The 16,695-nt window shown below is 55.6% G+C and carries 14 protein-coding genes; 7 read left to right on the top strand and 7 right to left on the bottom strand.

The genetic code is table 11. From position 1 onward, the window contains the following. Window positions 1-8: 8 nt before the first annotated feature. The 4 genes from ABWH92_RS10800 to ABWH92_RS10785 all read right to left on the bottom strand — a co-directional run bounded on the left by ABWH92_RS10800 (window position 9) and on the right by ABWH92_RS10785 (window position 4,555). Window positions 9-923 carry a carbohydrate ABC transporter permease gene (locus ABWH92_RS10800; RefSeq protein ID WP_375568221.1) on the bottom strand — a complete coding sequence of 305 codons (915 nt, stop codon included), beginning with the start codon at window positions 921-923 and terminating at the stop codon, window positions 9-11. Then, a complete protein-coding gene (locus tag ABWH92_RS10795) occupies window positions 904-1,782 on the bottom strand; it encodes a carbohydrate ABC transporter permease (protein ID WP_375568219.1) in 879 nt (292 codons plus the stop codon). Before ABWH92_RS10795 ends, ABWH92_RS10800 begins: the two co-directional genes overlap by 20 nt. A gap of 136 nt (window positions 1,783-1,918) precedes the next feature. Then, entirely contained in the window at window positions 1,919-3,169 is a 1,251-nt protein-coding gene (locus ABWH92_RS10790) for an ABC transporter substrate-binding protein (protein WP_375568217.1), read from the bottom strand. Window positions 3,170-3,367: 198 nt separating this feature from the next. Beyond that, on the bottom strand, window positions 3,368-4,555 hold the full coding sequence (locus ABWH92_RS10785) for an ROK family transcriptional regulator (protein ID WP_375568215.1): 1,188 nt from the start codon (window positions 4,553-4,555) through the stop codon (window positions 3,368-3,370). 302 nt (window positions 4,556-4,857) lie between these two features. On the opposite strand from ABWH92_RS10785, the gene ABWH92_RS10780 reads away from it, so the two are divergent. The 4 genes from ABWH92_RS10780 to ABWH92_RS10765 are packed head-to-tail and all read left to right on the top strand — an operon-like array spanning window position 4,858 to window position 8,364. Further along, window positions 4,858-5,742: a metal ABC transporter substrate-binding protein gene (locus ABWH92_RS10780; protein ID WP_375574236.1), complete on the top strand. Its 885-nt coding sequence runs from the start codon at window positions 4,858-4,860 to the stop codon at window positions 5,740-5,742. A gap of 5 nt (window positions 5,743-5,747) precedes the next feature. Further along, complete coding sequence (locus ABWH92_RS10775; protein ID WP_375574235.1) at window positions 5,748-6,644, top strand: manganese/iron ABC transporter ATP-binding protein; 897 nt, start codon at window positions 5,748-5,750, stop codon at window positions 6,642-6,644. Beyond that, window positions 6,641-7,501, top strand: coding sequence for a metal ABC transporter permease (locus ABWH92_RS10770; protein WP_375568214.1), 861 nt, complete (start codon window positions 6,641-6,643; stop codon window positions 7,499-7,501). The genes ABWH92_RS10775 and ABWH92_RS10770 overlap by 4 nt, the downstream gene beginning before the upstream one ends. Next, window positions 7,498-8,364, top strand: a complete 867-nt coding sequence (locus tag ABWH92_RS10765; RefSeq protein ID WP_375568212.1) for a metal ABC transporter permease — start codon at window positions 7,498-7,500, stop codon at window positions 8,362-8,364. The genes ABWH92_RS10770 and ABWH92_RS10765 overlap by 4 nt, the downstream gene beginning before the upstream one ends. Here ABWH92_RS10765 and ABWH92_RS10760 read toward each other — a convergent pair. Continuing rightward, entirely contained in the window at window positions 8,330-9,292 is a 963-nt protein-coding gene (locus ABWH92_RS10760) for a sugar kinase (protein ID WP_375568210.1), read from the bottom strand. The two genes, ABWH92_RS10765 and ABWH92_RS10760, sit on opposite strands and share 35 nt — an antisense overlap. A gap of 129 nt (window positions 9,293-9,421) precedes the next feature. On the opposite strand from ABWH92_RS10760, the gene cysQ reads away from it, so the two are divergent. Together cysQ and mgrA are read left to right on the top strand one after the other, a co-directional pair. Next, window positions 9,422-10,273: a 3'(2'),5'-bisphosphate nucleotidase CysQ gene (gene cysQ, locus ABWH92_RS10755; protein ID WP_375568209.1), complete on the top strand. Its 852-nt coding sequence runs from the start codon at window positions 9,422-9,424 to the stop codon at window positions 10,271-10,273. Then, window positions 10,266-11,336, top strand: a complete 1,071-nt coding sequence (mgrA, locus tag ABWH92_RS10750) for an L-glyceraldehyde 3-phosphate reductase (RefSeq protein WP_375568207.1) — start codon at window positions 10,266-10,268, stop codon at window positions 11,334-11,336. Before cysQ ends, mgrA begins: the two co-directional genes overlap by 8 nt. A 4-nt stretch (window positions 11,337-11,340) precedes the next feature. Here mgrA and ABWH92_RS10745 read toward each other — a convergent pair whose 3' ends face one another. Next, a complete protein-coding gene (locus tag ABWH92_RS10745) occupies window positions 11,341-13,263 on the bottom strand; it encodes an acyl CoA:acetate/3-ketoacid CoA transferase (protein WP_375568206.1) in 1,923 nt (640 codons plus the stop codon). A 390-nt stretch (window positions 13,264-13,653) separates the two neighbouring features. On the opposite strand from ABWH92_RS10745, the gene ABWH92_RS10740 reads away from it, so the two are divergent. Beyond that, window positions 13,654-15,471, top strand: a complete 1,818-nt coding sequence (locus ABWH92_RS10740) for an AAA family ATPase (RefSeq protein ID WP_375568204.1) — start codon at window positions 13,654-13,656, stop codon at window positions 15,469-15,471. 6 nt (window positions 15,472-15,477) lie between these two features. On the opposite strand, the gene ABWH92_RS10735 is transcribed toward ABWH92_RS10740, so the two are convergent. Next, window positions 15,478-16,542 (bottom strand): LacI family DNA-binding transcriptional regulator, encoded by a 1,065-nt coding sequence (locus ABWH92_RS10735; RefSeq protein ID WP_375568202.1) that lies wholly within the window; start codon window positions 16,540-16,542, stop codon window positions 15,478-15,480. Window positions 16,543-16,695: the final 153 nt, after the last annotated feature.

Raw genomic sequence — 16,695 nt, 5'->3', positions numbered from 1 at the left:
TCTCGACCCTAGCCCTTGACGGCGCCCGACATCAGGCCGCGCAGGAAGAAGCGCCCCGCCACGATGTAAACGAAGAGAGTTGGGAAGGCGGAGATCATGGCGCCTGCCATATCGACATTGTATTCTTTGACCCCGGTGGACGTGTTCACCAGATTGTTTAGCGCAACCGTCACCGGCTGATTGTTGCCGGACGAGAACGACACGCCAAACAGAAAGTCATTCCACACACCGGTGAACTGCCAGATGACCGCAACGGTCACGATGGGCCAGGAAATCGGCATCAAGATATGCCACCACGTGCCCCAAAAACCTGCGCCATCAACACTTGCCGCCTTCACCAGCTCTTTGGGAACCGAGGCGTAGTAATTGCGGAAAAACAGCGTCGTGAAGCCGATACCGTACACAACGTGCACGAACACCACTCCGGGAATAGACCCGGCTATGCCCATGATTCCCAACATACGCGCCATCGGGATGAGCACGATTTGGAATGGGATGAAGCAGCCAAAAAGCAGCGCCCCAAACACCCAGTCAGCGCCGGGAAAGCGCCACATGGTGAGAACATACCCATTGATGGCACCCAGAGCGACGGAGATAGCCACCGCTGGAACAACGATCATGAGCGAGTTGACAAAGTAAGGCGCCAGCCCGTCGCACTGCACCGAAATACAGGCTTCATTCCACGCCTTCAGCCACGCAGAGATCGTGATATCGGATGGTGGTGCCAACAGGTTGCCGCCACGAATCTCATCCATGTCCTTCAGACTGGTGAAAATCATCGACATAAGCGGCACCAGGAAAACAAGAGCCGCGAATATCAAGACCCCGTAAACCGCGATGCGGCTGAACCGTGCGCCCCAATCCACCTCGGCGCGTTGCTCGCTGCCCGAGGGGGGCGTATCGTCAAGCGCTGCGACGCTCATTTCGAATCTCCGAGTAGAGGTAAGGAACAACCACAGCAGCAATGGTGCACAGCATGATCACAGCACTGGCTGCACCCAGCCCCATTTCATTGCGGGTGAAGGTGGTCGAATACATGAAAGTCGAGGGCAACTCGGTGGCAAAGCCGGGCCCACCCTTGGTGAGGGCCACAACCAAATCATAGCTTTTGATCGCCAAATGCGCCTGCACCACAAAGGCTGTCAGAAACATGGGGCGCAGCTCGGGCAAGATCACATAGCGATAGGTTTGCCACGTCTTCGCGCCATCGATCTTAGCAGCGTTCACAATGTCGGTGTTGATACCGCGAAGACCCGCCAAAAACAGCGCCATGATATAGCCGGAGACTTGCCAAACACCTGCGATCACAACGCAGTAGATGGCCAAATCATTCTGCACGAGCCAGTCAAAGGTAAAGTTTTCAAACCCCAGATTACGCATGAACGTCTGGATGCCCAGGCCAGGGTTCAGGATCCACTGCCAGATCACCCCGGTCACGATGAAAGAGATCGCCATCGGGTAGAGGTAGATCGTGCGCAGGACACCCTCATTGCGGATCTTTTGATCCAACAAAATCGCCAACGTCAGGCCTATCAGCGTTGAAAGCAAAATGTAGAGAATGCCGAAAATCAGCATGTTCTCCACGGCCACTTCCCAGCGTGGATTGGCGAAAAGACGTGTGTATTGATCAAAGCCAACAAAGTTGAACCGCGGAAACATGCGCGATCCGGTGAAGGACAAGATCACCGAGAAAACGATGAAGCCGTAGATGAAGATCGTCGTCAGAATGATCGTCGGCGACAACACCGCAACGGGCATAATTCGGGCGAGAAGGCGCTGCATCAGGCAGGTCTCCGCTAAGGGGCCAAAAGGACCACCAAGAAAGGGTAAAGCGGACGCCTTGAGAGGGGATCAGGCGCAACAAACGCTCTGCCGCAGGGAAAATACCTGCGGCAAAGCTTGAGAAACGCGTGCGGCCTTAGCGCGCGGCGTTGACGGCTGTAACCAGCGCTTCGACAGCGTCAGCAGACGACATGTCAGAGTTGAAGTGCTGAGTCACCGTGTCGACCATGGCACCCTGGATCGCACTTGGCTGCGCGTGACCGTGAGCCATCGACCCCATCAATGTACCAGCTTCAGCCGCTGCTGCCATGTCGGAGATCGACTGCTGGCCACAAGCATCAAAGTTGTCAGGAGACACGTCGGTACGTGCTGGGATTGAGCCCTTCACCAGGTTGAAAGCTTCCTGGAAGCCTGGATCAAGGATACCAGCAGCAAGCGCCTGCTGTGCTTCAGCATCGCCAGCATCAACATCGAACATCGCAAAGAAGTCGGTGTTGAAGAGGAACGCGCCCTCAGTGCCCGGTGCCGTGGCACACATGATTTCATCACCTGGCGTCAGGCCAGCCGCAATGAACTCACCTTTTGCCCAGTCGCCCATCAGCTGCATGGCGGCTTCGCCACGCACCACCATGGCGCTGGCAAGGTTCCAGTCACGACCTGACATGTTGTCATCAACGAAACCGCGAATGGTGCGCATCTGGTCAAACACGGCAACCATGGTGTCCGATGACAAAGCATCTTCATCCAAATCGATGATTGCAGCCTGGTAGAAATCTGGGCCACCGATGCCGAGCACCACATCATCAAAGATCGTTGCATCCTGCCAAGGCTGACCACCGTGAGCCAAAGGGATGATGCCCAAGTCCTGCAGCTGCTCGGCCACAGCGTTGAACTCTTCCCATGTGGTCGGAACATCAAGGTTGTTGGATTCAAACACCTCGCGGTTCATCCACAACCAGTTCGGGCGGTGGACGTTCACCGGAGCGGCAACCCACTCGCCTTCATAGGTGCCAAACTGTTGGATTGCTGCTGGCACGACATCGTTCCAGCCACCGGCGTCGGCAACAGAGTTGAGGTTGCCAAGGAAACCTTCCTGCGCCCATTCAGTAACCTGCATACCAAGCAACTGAGCGGCGGTTGGTGGGTCACCAGCAACGACACGGGCACGCAGCGTGGTCCGTGCAGCGTCACCGCCACCACCGGCCACAGCCATGTCTTCCCAGGAATAGCCTTCAGCTTCGAGCGAGTCTTTCAGGACTTGCACAGCAGCGGCTTCACCACCGGATGTCCACCAGTGAAGAACCTCTACGCCCTCAGCATGAGCTGGGGCGGTTGCGCCAACCGCGAGAGCGGCCACGCACACTGACGATGCGAGCAATTTTTTCATATTTTTCCATCCCAAGACGGGCACGCTCGGGCGCGCCGTAGGTTTTTGCTTTTTCTTGGCTCGGCATTCGAAGGCGCAAAAACGTGCGCAAATCCCGAAACCGATTTCTCCCGAGTTTGTTCAGACTGCAAACAAAGTCGCTGGCTGTCAACAGGCAACGTCGAGCTTGTCAGAAGTAATTCGCTTTCACTCGATTTATCAGGCGCTTAGTGCACCATCTGTGTTGGCTGAAACAGCAAAGCTTTGGCGATGCGTGACGCTGGCAACACCAACACTTGCGGCCAAAACACCCAGCGCGCTGGTGCGCAAAGTGGGTGTTTTGAACATAAACCGCAGATGTCGGTTCGCTTCGTCGTGCACACGTTTGGGGTCGATGGAAAACAGCTCAGCGGTTTTTCCCCCAAGCACAATCTGGTCGGGGTTGAGGATCACGCAAAGGTTCGCAACACCCACAGCCAGACAGCGCGCCCACAGTTCAAACACACGCCGTGCCGCAGGATCGCCGGTCTTCGCCAGTTCAACAAACTCTCGGATCGAGGTTATCGGCAACTGGTGACGCGCGCACATCCGCAGCACCCCTTCCCGGCCAACTGTATCCTCAAAGGTCGGTGTGGCAGCAAAATCAGTCTCGTCGCTCAGGCCGCCAAAGAACCGTGCATGGCCAATTTCACCGGCCACGCCCTCTTGTCCGCGAAACACCTGGCCCTGGTGAAGAATGCCAAGCCCAACGCCGCTGTCCATCAGAAAATAAGCAAGCGTGCCTGATGAAGACGCGTCCATGCGATAGCCCTCTGAAAAGGCACAGGCATTGGCATCATTGTCAAAATACAGGTCAATCGGGACATCGAACGCCCGCTCGATCATGTCTTTAATGTCGACATTGCGCCAATTGAGGATTGGCGCGAACACGATCACACCATCGGTTTCCACAAGGCCAGGAATAGCAATACCGAGCCCCTCAACAGAGCTGAATTGGAGGCCGTTCTCATCCAACAGTTTCTCAACGGCGGGACGAACAAGGCTAACGACATAATCAGGTGTAGCCGGATCAGTATAAGGCACCGTCAGTGACGCGATAATGTTTGCCGTCATGTCCAAAGCAACGATGCGAAGCTCAGACACAGCGATATCAACGCCGATATAGGTGCGTGCACTGGGATTGAGCTTCACCACAAAGCCAGGCCGGCCGATCCTCTCCACATCTGCCGTCTCTTCTGTCTCCAGCAGCAGCCCACGTTCAACAAGGCCAGCAACCAAGGCAGAAGCAGTTGATCGCGTGACTTGAAGCTCGCGAGCGATATCGGCACGCGAATGCGGGCCGCGCTGAAACAAAAGGTTCAGAACGCGGGTCTCGTTGATCGTCCGCAAAAGGTTCGGCGTTGCCATGGCCACAAGCCGAGCAAAATTCATTCGTGCTGTACAGCCCCCTACTGGAATGACCTCTGCCGCCGGTTTCCAAGCACAAGTCATCCTTCTCCAATCAGTGTTGATGCAGTTGCAAATCATTCGCAGCTAGAATAGTACTTGCAAATCGTTCTCATAATCATTCAAAACTAGAAACCAGCTTCAAGGAGCCTTCGATGCACCACACTCCCCCCTCCAACCCTGATGCGACCAACAAGTTGTCGACAACGCCCACTCAACCACCAAGCACGTCACGCGTGCGCAAAAGCACAGGCTTTTTCACGATGGTTTTGGGCGCCGCCATCGCTTTGCTGTACACCGCCAATTATGTGGCTGCAGAAGAGCGGTTAAAGGTGGTCACAACATTCACTGTGCTTGCCGACATGGCGCAAAACGTTGCTGGCGATGCGGCCGATGTCGTTTCGGTCACACGTCCAGGCGCCGAAATTCACGGTTACCAGCCAACCCCAGGCGACATCCGTCGCTCGCTGGATGCAGACCTTATTCTTTGGAATGGGCTCAACCTGGAACTCTGGTTCGAGCAGTTCTTGGACAATCTTGGCGACGTGCCGTCGGTCACGCTCACTGAAGGCATTGACCCAATTGCGATTGCCTCGGGCGGATATGAAGGCCAAACCAATCCTCACGCTTGGATGGGATTGAACAATGCGCTGATCTATGTCGACAACATTGAGCGCGCGCTCGGTGAAGCTGACCCAGCGAACGCGGAAGTCTACGCAAACAACGCAGCAGCCTACAAACAGCAGATTCAGGACACGATCGCACCACTGCGTGAAGCGGTACTGACGATCCCAGAGGGTCAACGTTGGTTGGTCACCTGCGAAGGCGCTTTCTCCTACCTCGCGCGCGACTTCGAGATGCAGGAGCTTTATCTTTGGCCGATGAACGCTGATACCGTTGGTACTCCCCAACAAGTGCGTCGCGTTATCGACACCGTTCGCACTGAAGATATCCCAGTGGTGTTCTGCGAGAGCACCGTGAACACTGATCCAGCCCAGCAAGTCGCGCGTGAAACCGGCGTGACCTATGGCGGCGAGCTCTATGTTGACAGCTTGTCAGAAGCTGATGGCCCAGTGCCAACCTATCTCGATCTTCTCACCGTGACCTCGCGCACCGTCGCGGAGGGACTGACAGGAAGCATCAATTGAACCAAATTGCCCCTATCTCCAGCGATACAAACGACGTGGTCGGCCTCTCGGCCAGCCACGTTACCGTTACCTACCGCAATGGCGTCACCGCACTGCACGATGCATCCTTCGAGGTGCCCACCCACACAATCACGGCTCTTGTGGGCGTCAATGGCTCGGGGAAATCGACCCTCTTCAAGGCATTGATGGGTTTCTTGCCACTCGATGGCGGCCATATTTCCATCCTCAATCAAAGCGTCAGCCAAGCGCTGAAAACCGGTCTCGTGGCCTATGTACCGCAGGCCGAAGAAGTGGATTGGTCCTTTCCTGTTCTGGTGGAAGATGTGGTTATGATGGGCCGATACGGCCACATGAACATGCTGCGCATACCGAGCCGCAAAGATCATGAAGCCGTGACCAATGCCCTTGCGCGAGTCGGCATGGAGGGCTTTCGCGACAGACAGATCGGTGAGCTTTCCGGCGGTCAGCGCAAACGCGTTTTTCTCGCACGAGCCCTCGCACAAAATGGCCAAGTCATCCTACTCGATGAGCCTTTTACAGGCGTCGATGTGCAAACCGAGGAAGCCATCATCAAACTGATGAAAGAACTGCGCGATGAAGGTCGCATTATGTTGGTTTCCACGCATAATCTTGGATCAGTCCCAGAGTTCTGCGACCGCGTGGTCCTCATCAAAGGCACGGTGCTCTGTCACGGACCAACCGAGACAACGTTCACCCAAGAGAATCTCGCCAACGCCTTTGGCGGCGTGTTGCGACACTTCGTGCTCGGCGGCCAGGATCTCCACGATGATGATGATGCCCGTCAGGTGACCATCCTCACCGATGATGAACGCCCAATGGTCATATATGACGACAAAACCCGAACCACCAAAGATGGTGAGCGGCCCGGAGATGATGCATGAGCGTGCTCTTTGAGCCCTTTACCTACGGCTACATGCTCAACGCCATGTGGGTTTCGTCATTGGTAGGCGGAGTGTGTGCCTTCCTCTCAGCATACCTCATGCTCAAAGGTTGGTCGCTGATTGGTGATGCGCTGTCCCACGCTATCGTGCCCGGCGTGGCGGGTGCGTATATGCTCGGTTTGCCGTTTGCCTTTGGTGCGTTTTTGGCTGGTGGATTGGCTGCCGGTGCCATGCTGTTTCTCGGTCAGCGCACGGGCCTAAAACAAGATGCGATCATCGGGCTCATCTTCACAAGCTTCTTTGGTCTCGGCCTCTTTATGGTATCGGTGTCACCCGTCCCGATTGACATTCAGACGATTATCCTAGGCAACATTCTGGCCATCACGCCAACCGACACAATTCAACTGGCCATCATCGGCTTCGTTTGCCTGGCCGTGCTGCTCGCCAAGTGGAAAGATTTGATGGCAGTGTTCTTTGATGAGAACCACGCACGCGCCATTGGACTAAATCCCTCTCGCCTTCGGTTCATCTTTTTCGTTCTCCTGTCAGCCGCCACGGTCGCTGCATTGCAAACCGTAGGAGCTTTTCTGGTCATAGCGATGGTGGTGACGCCCGGCGCGACGGCCTATCTGCTAACCGACCGTTTCCCACGACTGCTTGTCGTTTCGGTCGCAGTTGGGACCCTTACCTGCTTTGTTGGCGCTTACATCAGCTATTTTCTCGATGGAGCGACAGGTGGCGTGATCGTCGTCCTGCAAACCTTGTTGTTTCTCGCTGCCTTTGTGTTCGCACCCAAGCACGGTCTGCTTGCCAACCGACGCGCGGCAAGGCTTGCCGTTGAGGAGCGCGCACTATGATCGAGACGCTTCTGCTGCCGTTCCAGTTTGGCTTCATGCAGCAAGCCTTTTTGATCACATGCATTTTAGCAGTGCCGACCGCGATGCTTTCATGCTTCCTAGTCCTCAAGGGATGGTCTCTAATGGGCGATGCGGTGAGCCACGCTGTCTTACCGGGCATCGTGCTTGCCTATCTTGTCGGACTGCCACTGCTCATAGGCGCTTTCATCGCTGGCATGATCTGCGCAGTGGCCACTGGTTACATCAACGACAATTCGCGTGTGAAACAAGACACGGTTATGGGTGTTGTTTTTTCGGGCATGTTTGGGCTTGGCCTGGTCATATACGCCGCAGTGACAACCTCGCTTCACCTTGATCATATCCTGTTTGGCAACATGCTTGGCATCGGATCACAGGACCTTTGGACCGCGGGCAGCATCTCGGCATTGGTGACAGCTGGTTTGTTGTTGTTTTGGCGCGATCTCATGCTCCATGCCTTTGACCCGGCACAGGCACGAACCATCGGCCTGCCCACCAAATGGCTGCACTACGGGCTGCTGGCAGCGCTCTCGCTAACCATCGTTGCAACACTCAGTGCGGTGGGCATCATTCTGGCAATTGGCCTTTTGATCGCGCCAGGCGCCATTGCATTTCTGGTGACCAAGCGGTTTGGCCCGATGATGATCGTTGCTGTTGGCGTGACACTGATTGCTGGCATTGCCGGCATCTATGCCAGCTTCTGGATTGACTCAGCGCCGGCCCCAACAATCATCTTGATGCTAACAGCGGCATTTTTGATGGTGTTTGTTGCAAAGACCATACGATCGCGGCGCAGCACCGCGCAGACGATTATTCCTGAGGCGGCATCGCAGCCTGCGGAATGATCGCCCCCTTCTGGCCGATCACAGCACTGGCCAGCCTATGACCTGCCGTGGCGGATTGCTCTGCTGAGCGCCCTCTAAGGCGCGCGGCTAGGTAACCAGCGTTGAAAGAGTCCCCAGCTGACGTTGTGTCCACAACATGATCGGCAATCGGAAAGGCCATCTTTGGCAAGGCTTCGCCAGTCCAAAGCCAAGGCCCTTCAGGGCCATCTTTAAGGGCAACTTCTGCCACATTAATCCGCGCGAACAGCTGTGTCGGCGTCTCGCCTGGCCACAGTTTTTCTTCATCATCGCGAGACGGCAAACCTACGCTTGTTGCCGCCCACATAGACCCAATCACCGACCGTGCTTCAGCCTGTCCTTGCCAGAGCGCGGGCCGGTAGTTGCTGTCAAAGACAACCACCTTGCCTGCCATTTTCATGCGCTCGCATACAGCAATCAACCGTGCCCTAGCGTCGGTTGGAAGAATAGCAAGGGAAATGGCGGACAGCACCAAAACGTCAAAGCTGGCAATAGCCTCATCAGATAATCCATCGACATCCAACATGCTTTTGGCCGCCGATTGCGAGCGCCAATAGCGAAACGATCGCTCGCCTCGATCATCTAGCTCGATGGCGTATAGGCCCGGCAGCTTGTCAGCAAACCGCACCACCTGGTCGGAATGAACGCCTTCGGTCTGCATAACGTCGATCATCTGCTCGGATAGCTGATCGACGCCCAAAGCCGTCAGATAGTTCACCTCGACATCCAGGTCTTGGCAGCAACGCGCCAAATAAATGGCAAAGTTCAGCGTGTCGCCAGCAACGCCCATCGCCACACGTCCATCGGCGGCGCCAAGATCAGAAAGTTCGATCATGCATTCGCCAAGAGACGCAACGCGTATGGGGCGATCAAGGCTAGCAAGCGGTGCAAAAGGATCAGAGTAGGTCATAGCTTTGCCATAGCGAGAGACTGGGCTATCGCAAAGCCCCTGTTGTGCCCTTGCAGTACGCGCATAATGGCTAGACACAGGTCGGTCTTTGGGCCACCGTCCGACTCTGATCATCCGCCTGGAAACACCATGGCCACCGGCACGCCGCCCTCTTCTATCGACTGGACGCAAGATCGTGACGGTCTTGCCTTGGCGCTGGCCAATCTTGCCTCACAAGCAGGGCAAGCGGTGATGGCGATTTATGCCGATGGTTTTGACGTCATCGACAAAACCGATGGATCGCCCCTGACCCGCGCTGACCTTGCTGCCGATGAAGTTGTGGCCAAAGGCCTGCGCACTCTGGCTCCATCGATCCCAGTGCTCTCCGAAGAAAGTGCTGAAACGGTAGACCCATCGGACCTGGGCGATGTGTTCTTTGTGGTTGACCCGCTCGACGGCACCAAAGAGTTTGTGCAGAAAAACGGCGAGTTCTCCGTCAACATTGCGTTGGTCGAGAACGGTGTTCCAACGGTCGGTGTGGTCTATGCCCCTGCTCATAACAAGATGTGGTTGGCCGGAGACGTAGCCTTTGCTGCCAAAGTACATCCCGGTGAAACCCTCAGCAGCGAAGACATCCGAGAGATCACCACCTGCCCAGACCCCGATCAGCCAATCCGCGCGGTGGCCAGCCGGTCACACAAAGACGCCAAAACACAGGCCTTCTTGGGGAAAATGAGTGGATGCAACACCACCACGATTGGCTCCGCTTTGAAGTTCTGCTTGGTCGCGGAAGGCCAAGCCGACGTCTATCCTCGCTTCGGCCCAACAATGGTTTGGGACACGGCCGCAGGGATCGCTGTATTGCACGCCGCAGGTGGCGTGGTGCTGGATGAAAACAATGCGCCGATGCGTGTCCATTTCGGTAAAGACGGATGGCGCAACGGTGCGTTCACAGCTTGGGGCTGTGAAAAACTAAAAAACAAGACGGATACGAATGGCTGATCGACGCGAGCGAAACAGGAAGAAGCTGACAGTGAATTACGCCCCTGCCCAAGACCGGTACGAACGCATGGCCTATCGACGTTGCGGCGCTTCTGGCCTGCAGCTACCAGCGATCTCACTCGGCCTTTGGCACAATTTCGGCCACGACACGCCGCATCAGGTGAAGCGAGACCTCTGTCGAACCGCGTTCGACAACGGGATCACCCATTTTGATCTCGCCAACAATTATGGCCCACCGCCAGGCAGCGCCGAGGAGGCCTTTGGCGAAATTCTGCGCACTGATTTCGCGGGCTATCGCGATGAACTGATCATCTCATCCAAGGCGGGCTATCTTATGTGGCCAGGACCCTATGGTGAGTGGGGAACGCGCAAATACCTGATTTCGTCCTGTGACCAGAGCCTGAAGCGCATGGGCCTGGATTATGTCGACATCTTCTACTCGCACCGCTTTGACCCGAACACGCCACTGGAAGAAACCATGGGCGCTCTCGACCAGATCGTACGCTCCGGCAAAGCCCTTTACGCTGGGATCTCCTCCTACAACTCGCAGCGAACGCGCGAGGCCGTCGCCATTCTGGAAGAGCTGGGCACACCCAGCCTCATTCACCAACCGAGCTACAATCTGTTCAACCGCTGGATAGAACGCGACGGACTGAAAGATACATTGAAGGAACTTGGCGTCGGCTCGATTGCCTTCACCCCGCTAGCCCAAGGGCTGCTGACCAAGAAGTATTTGGGCGGGATCCCCGAAGGCAGTCGGGCAGCGCAAGACAAGTCTCTTGATCCTGGCTCACTTTCGGAGGCAACGCTTGCCTCTATCCGCGGGCTCAACGCGATTGCTGAGAAACGCGGTCAAACCTTGGCACAAATGGCCATTGCTTGGGTGCTGCGTAGTGGCGGGATCACCACCGCGCTGATTGGTGCATCGAAACCATCGCAGATCGAAGACTGTGTTGGTGCCGTCACCAACCTGGATTTCACCGATCAGGAATTGGTCGAGATCGATCAGTTCGCCCACGATGCCGATATCAATCTGTGGGAACAGTCTTCAGAAAGCGTCTAGCGACCTACTCTCCCTGTTCCAAGAAGCGGCGCGCCTCGTCCGCTGTCTCGAATATGTGTGGCGCCCGCGTTAGCGTTTGTCCGAGCTTCAAACGCATGAACGCCGATGATGAGTAACGGGTAACACGGGCATAATACTTGTCCTCAAGACCCGCGACCATTTCGGCGTAGTCTTTGGCCACATCCTCCTCAATGCGAGTTCCATCGTAGTTGACGATCACATCGACAGCCTGGTCGTGGGGCGTCAGCAAAGTCTCAACACGCGTGCCAATCTGATCAACATCATCGCGCGTGCGAATGCGCAGTTTCTCAAAATTGATAAACAAGCGATTGGTCGCTGCATCCAACGCAATGCGGTCTTCCAAGTCCAGATGCAAAAGATCAACGCGCAAACCCATGGGTTCATCAGCAAAAATTCTGGCGTCCATAATGTCCGGCTGATCGACAAGCGGCGTAAAACCCATTTGATCCAGGATGTCGCGTTGCACATCGATACCCGGTGCGATCTCCGCCAAACGCAGACCATCTTGAGTGAGTTGGAAGACGCAGCGCTCGGTCACGAACAGCACCGGTGTGCCAAGGTCTGCAGCCCGCGCTCCTGAGAACGTAACCTGCTGCACCTGCTCTAAGAGCTTGCGGGCCTTGCCTTCGGTTGTAATCGATAGCGTTTGATCACTGCAGCCCACAACCAATCCACCAGCGGTAAATGTGCCGGTGAAAACAACTTGGCGGGCATTCTGGCTGATGTTGATAAAGCCCCCTGCCCCTGCCAGCCGAGGTCCAAAGCGTGAAACATTCACATTGCCGACCGCGTCCACCTCGGCCATGCCAAGCACGGCAAGGTCCAGCCCACCGCCATCGTAAAAATCGAACTGCTGATGCTGGGGAAGAATGGCATCAGTATTGATCGCTGCGCCAAAATCCAATCCCGATGCCGGCTGACCGCCCATTACGCCGGGCTCGGCAGTCAGTGTCACGTGCTCCAGCAATCCCTCTTCAGCAGCGACCGCAGCAACACCCTCCGGCATACCGATGCCAAGATTGACGACACCATTGACTGGCAACTCAAAGGCCGCACGCCGCGCAATGATCTTACGAGGACCAAGGTCCATCGTGGGTGCGGCGCCTGGTGGCGCGCGAAACCGCCCGGCAAACAAGTGAGAATAAGCCGTCGCGAAAGTCTGCATATGATCCTGTGGCTCAGCGACCACAACCGCATCAACCAAAGTGGCGGGAATCTGGACCTCGCGTGGATTCAAACTGCCCCGTGCAGCGATGCGCTCCACCTGCACAATGACCACGCCGCCTGAATTGCGCACGGCCATGGCCTGTGCCAACCCATCGATGACCAGGGCTTCGCGCTCCATGGAAATGTTTCCCGCGGGGTCGGCGGTTGACCCGCGCAGCAACGCCACATCGACCGGAAAAGCTTTGTAAAAAAGATACTCCCTACCGGCGACCTCCATCACGCTAACAAGGTCTTCGGCTGTCATAGCGTTGATCTTTCCACCCTCAACGCGTGGATCGACAAAAGTGCCAAGCCCAACATGAGTGAGCGTGCCCGGCTTTCCAGCAGCAATGTCACGATAGAGATGGCTAACCACCCCTTGTGGGAGATTGTAGGCCTCGATCAGGCCATCAACAGCCAGCCTTCCGACCTTTGGGATAAGACCCCAGTGGCCACCGACAACGCGCTTCAAAAGTCCAGGATGGCCCAGATGATTAAGCCCACGGTCTTTACCATCACCCTGTCCCGCCGCAAAAAACAGCGTGAGGTCACGCGGCGCCGCTGTCTCGATGAAGCGTTGTTCCAGGGCTCCAAGAAGCGCCTCGGGAACCCCGATGCCAACAAACCCTGACGTGGTGATCGTGTCGCCGCTGCGCACCAATGCCGCCGCATCAGCCGCGGAGAGTATCTTGTCTTTCATAGCCCGCCCTTTTTTTGAACGGTATCCTAGCTCGACGTTGCGGTCTGTCGAGTGGACCACACTAGAGAACAGGCATGCGTTGAATCACGCATCGACAAAAGGCTGATTCGCAAAAAGAGCGTAAGTAGATGCAGTATACGAAAAGAAAGACATAAAATAAAAAAGTAACTTACGCTGCGTCAATAATAGATAGTGATCGCTATGCTCTCTTCATCCAGCATCAACGCTTCTATCTTGAATCCATCCAGCAAGGTTTCTCTACCTCAACGCTTGAACAGCTTCAGGCGTCGTCAATCCAAAATCATCTTTATATCGATAGCGATCGTTGGAGTTCTAACCACTGCGATCCTTTCGCAAGTACAAGAGACTTATACGGCAACAGCTCTGATTGTGATCGATCCTGGAACGCATCAATTAACGGCAACGCCCAACGATGTAACGGTATTCCAGCTAGCAAACAGCATCGTCGACAGCGAAGTGGCGATGTTGCGCTCTTATGAAATCGGGCAAAGAGCCATCAGTGCTACGCAGCCAGTAGCTGATTTGCACAGCCAACAATCAACGGTGATGGGCGATGTTGTGTCCTTGGCCACATCAGCCGTGGCCAGAGAACAAAATCGCATAGGATATGAAATCCAAACAGCGATGGACCTGCTCGATCGCACCACGATTGAACGACTAGGACAATCCTTCGTTATCCGTGTGGATGTCTCCGATCCATCACCAGAACGGGCCGCGGACTTGGCCAATGCACTGATTGACGCCCATCTTTCAGCGCGACGAGAGACGCGTTTCACGAATGCATCAGTCGCTGAGACAGCCCTGGCTACAAGGGTTGCAGATCTTGCTATCAACTTGAGATCCGTCGAAGGCCGTATTGATGACATGCTGCTGGCTGCAGCAGCAGCCAATCTGGCGCGTGAAGGTGGGGTGACGCCCACGCAGAACGAAGCTGTTGCTAATATCCTGGACCATCTATCCAATGAACGACGCTCCCTCTTTGCAGAAAGGGCTGATCTCACCCGCTTGTTGCGCTCAGAAGCTACATCTGGGGTCAACTCGGCCGAAACCCTTGAAGACTTGCATGACAGGCGTGCCGAAATTGACGAAGAACTGGCCGTTCTAGAGACGACAACAGCCAACGTTCGCCAGCAACTTCAAGACTTCCTTGATCCCGACAATCTCGGCCCGAGCCTTTCGCTTAGCGTCCAGCGTCTGCAAAGTGAGGCGCAAGCCCTGCGTGAGATTTATCAGGATGCACTCCAACGATGGAGACGTGCCCAGTTGGTGACACCCCATCAAAGCCAACAAACACGTATCCTCTCGCGCGCGGTTCCCCCCGTGAAGAGTGATCAACCAAGGCGGCTTTATGTGGGGTTGGTCGGACTGATGGCGAGCATCAGCCTTGGTGTTGGCTTGGGTCTGGTTCGAGAACACGTTTGGTTGGGCGTTTTTGATGTCGACATCATTGAGCGCACAACGCACTTGCCTATCGTTGCTGTGCTTCCTCGTGTCTCTCGGTTCGACGCAAACGCACCACAAGACTTGGTTAGAACGCTTCCAGCGTGTCATTTCACAGAAGGCGTGAGGCGCATCGCTCGAAACCTGCACACATCCCCAAACCTTCAACGACACGAACAAAAAGCGCTTTGCGTTCTTATGACGTCGTCACGCGCTGGTGAGGGCAAGTCCACGCTGGCGTTAGCGTACGCGATGCTCGAAGCAACATCGGGTAAGTCGACCTTGTTAATCGACGCTGATCTGCGACAGTCAGCTCTCTACGATCGTTTGCACTGGCAAATGGACGGTGTGGAAACGCAGCTTTCAGATGTACTTGCTGGCCAAGGCACAATGGCCGATATCGGCAACCTGACGTTTTGCGACCCAGAGACAGGCTTGCACGTTTTAGGCAATGTCACGCCGCCTTTGGAAACAGCAGACACGTTGCTGGTCAGCGACCGTTTTTGCGATCTGGTCGATGCTGCGCGCAACAAATACGACGTTATCGTGATCGACAGCGCTCCCGCTTTGCAGGCGAACGATGCCCACTTGCTACTCACCCATGCCGATGCAACCGTGATAGCAATGCGTTGTGGAAAAACCAGGCTTCCAACCATCCAGAAAACACTGCTCAGCCTGAGGCAACATCACGCGCCACCGGTTTTCGGCGTACTTACTTTTGCCGAGCAAGCAAGCATAGCGGCCTAGGCAGACTTAAACTTCTGCGCCTGCCGGCCCCAAGGTCTCGCGCAACATGATCCGTGTTTTCAGAAGGGTACTTGGCCCAGAATGCTGTCCACCAAGCATGCCAATCAAGATGTCAGCGGCTCGCTGGCCCATTTCACGATGCGGAACATGCACAGTGGTAAGACGCGGTGTAGAGATCTGCGCCAATTCGATGTCATCAAAACCGGTGATTGAAACATCATTGGGGACGACAAGACCCATCTGGCGCGCCATATCCAAGGCGCCAACTGCCAACACATCATTGCCACACATAACAGCCGTTGGTGGACTGCTCCCTTCCATAAGCGTGCGAAAGGCCATTGCACCGCTTTCAATGGAATAGTTAACGTCCAGCACCGACAAACTGTCCTGCCCGATACCACTTGCACTCAAGGCTTCACGAATACCCTCAAGGCGCTCCCGCGCACGGTCATTGTGCGTCCGGTGAGCTGAAATGACGCCAATACGTTTGTGACCAAACTCTAGTACCTTCTCAGCAAGCCCGCGCATCGCAGCCCGGTTGTCAAAGCCAACAGACGATGCATCAACGTCACGGTTGTAGGTCCAGGCGTTGACAAACGGGAGACCCCGCTTGGCCAAAAACGCGTAAATGTCTGGATCACGATCGTAGCCGATGAGCATCAGCGCATCGACACCACGCGCCACGAGGTTGCGAATCTGCTGCGCCTCCAAATCTTGGCGATAAGCCGAACTGGCGACCAGAAGCGTGTACCCAAACTCGCCCAATTGTTCCTGAAACGCCTGAAGGCCACGCGCGAAAATCGCGTTCTCCATAGTTGGAATGATGGCGCCAATCGTACCGCTCTTGTTGGCCGCAAGCGTTTTGGCACTGAAATTGGGCGCATAACCCAACTCGTCCACAGCCTTGAAAACACGCTCCCGTGTTGGCGCGATAACAAGATCAGGCTCGTTCAAGCAACGTGAAACCGTTGCGGTCGAAACGCCCGCCAAGCGGGCAACGTCTTGGATCGTTGGTCCAGCGCGACGGCGCTTTTCCGACCCCCGAGCATCGGTTCTTTCCGCAGCAGTCATTGGTACGCTTTCTTGCTCCACCCACGTCTTTCAGCGGCCACTCACACCCTAAAGGAGGCATCAGGTCAAAGAAAGCCTTGTGCAAAATGTCGCACAAAGGGGTTTACATATCACAATGTAAGCGCTTACATATCCGTGATTGTGCAACCAAGG

Source organism: Ahrensia marina, from assembly GCF_042140245.1.
Classification (GTDB): domain Bacteria; phylum Pseudomonadota; class Alphaproteobacteria; order Rhizobiales; family MH13; genus MH13.
Note: the sequence above shows the minus strand (reverse complement) of the source record. Positions and strands in the feature narration are given on the sequence as shown.

Excerpts from the sequence above, each read along its gene's own strand:
- ABWH92_RS10745 (WP_375568206.1), bottom strand. The coding sequence starts at position 13,263 with ATGAAAGACAAGATACTCTCCGCGGCTGATGCGGCGGCATTGGTGCGC.
- ABWH92_RS10790 (WP_375568217.1), bottom strand. The coding sequence starts at position 3,169 with ATGAAAAAATTGCTCGCATCGTCAGTGTGCGTGGCCGCTCTCGCGGTT.
- mgrA (WP_375568207.1), top strand. The coding sequence starts at position 10,266 with ATGGCTGATCGACGCGAGCGAAACAGGAAGAAGCTGACAGTGAATTAC.
- ABWH92_RS10785 (WP_375568215.1), bottom strand. The coding sequence starts at position 4,555 with ATGGCAACGCCGAACCTTTTGCGGACGATCAACGAGACCCGCGTTCTG.
- ABWH92_RS10800 (WP_375568221.1), bottom strand. The coding sequence starts at position 923 with ATGAGCGTCGCAGCGCTTGACGATACGCCCCCCTCGGGCAGCGAGCAA.
- ABWH92_RS10770 (WP_375568214.1), top strand. The coding sequence starts at position 6,641 with ATGAGCGTGCTCTTTGAGCCCTTTACCTACGGCTACATGCTCAACGCC.
- ABWH92_RS10780 (WP_375574236.1), top strand. The coding sequence starts at position 4,858 with ATGGTTTTGGGCGCCGCCATCGCTTTGCTGTACACCGCCAATTATGTG.
- cysQ (WP_375568209.1), top strand. The coding sequence starts at position 9,422 with ATGGCCACCGGCACGCCGCCCTCTTCTATCGACTGGACGCAAGATCGT.
- ABWH92_RS10765 (WP_375568212.1), top strand. The coding sequence starts at position 7,498 with ATGATCGAGACGCTTCTGCTGCCGTTCCAGTTTGGCTTCATGCAGCAA.
- ABWH92_RS10735 (WP_375568202.1), bottom strand. The coding sequence starts at position 16,542 with ATGACTGCTGCGGAAAGAACCGATGCTCGGGGGTCGGAAAAGCGCCGT.
- ABWH92_RS10795 (WP_375568219.1), bottom strand. The coding sequence starts at position 1,782 with ATGCAGCGCCTTCTCGCCCGAATTATGCCCGTTGCGGTGTTGTCGCCG.
- ABWH92_RS10760 (WP_375568210.1), bottom strand. The coding sequence starts at position 9,292 with ATGACCTACTCTGATCCTTTTGCACCGCTTGCTAGCCTTGATCGCCCC.